Annotated in this window: 4 protein-coding genes and 1 pseudogene; all 5 read right to left on the reverse strand. The window is 68.0% G+C overall.

Going from position 1 to position 3551, the window contains the following annotated elements; all coding sequences use genetic code 11:
* Positions 1-35 precede the first annotated feature (35 nt).
* The gene (gene tolQ / locus JWP65_RS18060) at positions 36-734 is read right to left on the reverse strand and encodes a protein TolQ (RefSeq protein ID WP_299766239.1); all 699 of its coding nucleotides are present in this window, start codon (positions 732-734) and stop codon (positions 36-38) included.
* A 169-nt stretch (positions 735-903) separates the two neighbouring features.
* Positions 904-1314 (reverse strand): tol-pal system-associated acyl-CoA thioesterase, encoded by a 411-nt coding sequence (ybgC, locus tag JWP65_RS18065; protein ID WP_299766245.1) that lies wholly within the window; start codon positions 1312-1314, stop codon positions 904-906.
* 108 nt (positions 1315-1422) lie between these two features.
* A complete protein-coding gene (locus JWP65_RS18070; protein WP_299766241.1) occupies positions 1423-2607 on the reverse strand; it encodes a pyridoxal phosphate-dependent aminotransferase in 1185 nt (394 codons plus the stop codon).
* Positions 2604-3065, reverse strand: a pseudogene (nusB, locus tag JWP65_RS18075) (transcription antitermination factor NusB); the annotation flags it as partial. The gene JWP65_RS18070 and the pseudogene nusB, both read right to left, overlap by 4 nt.
* 70 nt (positions 3066-3135) lie before the next feature.
* Entirely contained in the window at positions 3136-3549 is a 414-nt protein-coding gene (gene ribH / locus JWP65_RS18080; RefSeq protein ID WP_299766243.1) for a 6,7-dimethyl-8-ribityllumazine synthase, read from the reverse strand.
* Positions 3550-3551: the final 2 nt, after the last annotated feature.

Here is a 3551-nt window from a genome sequence, read left to right on the forward strand (position 1 = left end):
GGTGACTGACGGCGGGCATCGGGAGCCTCCGCCGCTCAGGCCTGGCGCGCCGCGACTGGCGCGACGCCGGCGTTTCGCTGCAGGATGTTCGAGAACTCCTCGATGAAGGTCTCGAGCTGGATCGCGATGCGGTCGATGTCACGCGCGAAGCGGTTGTAGGCGACGACGGCCGGGATGGCGGCGAACAGGCCGATGGCGGTGGCCACCAGCGCCTCGGCGATGCCGGGCGCCACGGTGGCCAGCGTCACCTGCTGCAGGCTGGCCAGTCCGGTGAAGGCATGCATGATTCCCCAGACGGTGCCGAACAGACCGACATAGGGCGAGACCGAAGCGACCGAGGCCAGGAACGACAGGTTGGTTTCCACCACGTCCATCTCGCGCTGGAAGCTGGCGCGCATGGCGCGGCGTGCGCCATCCAGCAAGGTGGCGGCGTCGCTGATGCGGCGCTCGCGCAGCTTCTGGTACTCGCGCATGCCGGAGGCGAAGATGCGCTCCATCGGGCCGGCCGTCTTGGCGTTTTGCGCGGCGCCCGAGAACAGGTCGTTCAGGCTGGTGCCGGACCAGAACTCACGCTCGAAATCGTCGTTCAGCTTGTTCACGCGCTGCAGGCCGAACAGCTTGCGGAAAATGGCGGCCCAGCTGGTCACCGACACGACCAGCAGCAGCAGCATGACAAGTTGCACCACCAGGCTGGCACCGAGCACGAGTTGGAGGATCGACAGGTCTTGGTTCATGGATTTCTTCACTCGAAAAAATCGTGCCGATTTTTTCGAGTTGTTGTGTTTTGATCAGTTTGAAGAGGACCGGCACAGCCGGATCATCTTCACGGCAGGCACGATGCTGCATGGTAGTGCGCACCGTCCAGGCGTCGCCGCGTGGAGTTGCTCAAACCTGCTGCATCGTTCACGAATTCTCCAGTACTTCGAGGATGGCGTCCGGGATCCGTCCCGGCCGTAGTGTTTGGGCATCGACCCAGCCGATGCGGATGGTTCCTTCGGCCAACACGGTGGCGCCGCGGCGAGCCTGCTGGGCGATTATCAAAGACGCACGGCCTGCTTTTTCGAGCTGGGCCGTAACAAGAAGTTCATCATCCAGCCGGGCCGGCGCGAGGTAGCGCACGCTGGTTTCGCTCACCACGAAGATGCCGCCGGCGCTTTCGCGCAGCGCACCCTGCGCCACGCCCAGCGAGCGCAGCCACTCGGTGCGCGCACGCTCGAAGAACTTCAGGTGGTTGGCGTAGAACACGATGCCGCCCGCATCGGTGTCTTCCCAGTAGACCCGGACCGGCCAGCCGAAGACTGAACCACTTTGGATTTCAGTTCTCCCGGTTCCATTCCGGGCCCGCCGCGGTACCGGCTGCGCCGGGCCGCTGGCGGCGCCGCCTTGCGGGCGCGACGCAGCAGGCGCTTCGGGGGTGGGCCTTCATCCCAGCAGGGATTTGAGGCGGGCCACCGCCTCCTGCAGCTGCGCCATGGAGTTCGCGGTGGAAAAGCGCACGAAGCGGCCGGTCTCCGCCTGACCGAAGTCGCGGCCGGGGGTCACGGCCACGTGGGCGCGCTGCATCACCTCGAAGGCGAAGTCCCAGCTGCCCTGCACGCCCAGCCGGCCGGCGGCCTCGGTGCAGTCGGCCCAGGCGTAGAAGGCGCCGTCCGGCAGCACCGGCAGCGCCAGCCCCAGAGCCTGCAGCTGCGGGATGAACCAGTCGCGGCGGGCCTTGAACTCGGCGCGCCGGCGCTCGTACTCGGCGATGCTGTCGGGCTCGAAGCAGGCCAGCGCCGCGTGCTGCGCCACCGTGCTCGGGCAGATGAACAGGTTCTGCGCCAGCCGCTCGATCACCGGCACCAGCGCCTGCGGCACCACCATCCAGCCCAGGCGCCAGCCGGTCATGTTGAAGTACTTGGAAAAGCTGTTGATGCTGATCACGCTGTCGTCGATCGCCAGCCCGGTGTGGCCGAAGGTCTCGTCGTGGCTCAGACCCAGGTAGATCTCGTCGAGCAGCGTGATGCCGCCGCGCGACTGCACCAAGTGATGGATCCGTCGCAGTTCGTCGGGATGGATCGAGGTGCCGGTGGGATTGGAGGGCGAGGCCAGCAGCACCCCGCGCGTCTTCGGCCCCCAGTGCTCCTGCACCTTGGCGGCGCTGAGCTGGTAGCGTTGCGCCGCCGTGGTCGGGATCAGCACCGCGGTGCCGTCGGCGGCGCTGACGAAATGCCGGTTGCAGGGATAGCTCGGGTCCGGCATCAGGATCTCGTCGCCGGCGTCGACCAGCGCCAGGCAGGCCAGCTGCAGCGCGGCCGAGGCGCCCGCGGTGATCACGATCCGCCCGGCCGGCACGTCCACGCCGAAGCGCTGGGTGTACCAGCCGCTGATGCGTTCGCGCAGCGCCTGCAGGCCGGTGGCGTCGGTGTACTGGGTGCGGCCGTCGCGCACCGCGCGCGCCGCGGCCTCCTGCACCAGCGGCGGCGCCGTGAAGTCCGGCTCGCCGATGTTCAGGAAAATCATCGGCTGGGCGCTGCGCGCCACTTCGCGCGCCAGCTGCGAGGCGGCCTTGGCCACCTCCATCACGTAGAACGGTTCGATCCGCTCGGCGCGCCGCGAAATCCTCACGGGCGGGCCTTCCCGCTGGCGCGGTCGGCGTCGACCTCCGCCTGCCGCAGCTGCGGCGCCAGCCCGTTGAGCACGCCGTTGACGTACTTGTGGCCGTCGGTGCCGCCGAACTCCTTGGCCAGCTCGATGCATTCGTTGATGACCACGCGCCAGGGCACGTCCGGCACGTGCAGGAACTCGTAGGCGCCGATCCACATCACGGCGCGCTCGATCGGCGACAGCAGCTCGAGCTTGCGATCGAGCAGCGGCACGATCAGGGCGTCCAGCGCGGCAGCGTCCTGGATGCAGCCGTGCAGCAGCGCGTCGAAATGCACCGAATCGGCCTTGTGAAAACCCGACAGGCCGCGGGTGAAGGCGTCGATCGAGGCGGCGTCCTGCCGGCCCACCAGGTGCTGGTAGAGCGCCTGCACGGCGAATTCGCGGGCCCGGCTGCGGGCCGGCTTGGCCGATGTCTTGCGGGGTTCCGTCATTCGAAAACCTCCGTGCTGCGCACTGCGCTCCGAGCCCCTTCGGGCAGCCGTGCGGTGCTCATGCGAGGTCCTCGATCAGGTTTGCCATTTCGATGGCGACCAGCGCCGCGTCGCGGCCCTTGTCGAGCTGGCGCGCCAGGGCCTGCTCCAGGTTCTCGGTGGTCAGGATGGCATTGGCGATCGGCAGCTGGTAGTCCAGCGCGACGCGCGTCACGCCGGCGGCCGACTCGTTGGCCACCAGCTCGAAGTGGTAGGTTTCGCCACGGATGATGCAGCCCAGCGCCACCAGCGCGTTGTAGCCGCCTTTTTCCGCCATCGCCTGCAGCGCCGTCGGCACTTCCAGCGCCCCCGGCACCTGCACGTGGTCGATGTTCTTTTCCTGCACGCCATGCGCCAGCAGCTCGTCCCAGCAGGCCTTGGCCAGCGCGTTGGTCACGCCCTGGTTGAAGCGCGCCTGGACGATGCCGATCACCA

Source organism: Ramlibacter sp. (genome assembly GCF_028292805.1).
Lineage (GTDB): Bacteria > Pseudomonadota > Gammaproteobacteria > Burkholderiales > Burkholderiaceae_C > Ramlibacter.

Coding starts and splice junctions, on each gene's coding strand:
- tolQ (WP_299766239.1), bottom strand. CDS start 734: ATGAACCAAGACCTGTCGATCCTCCAACTCGTGCTCGGTGCCAGCCTG.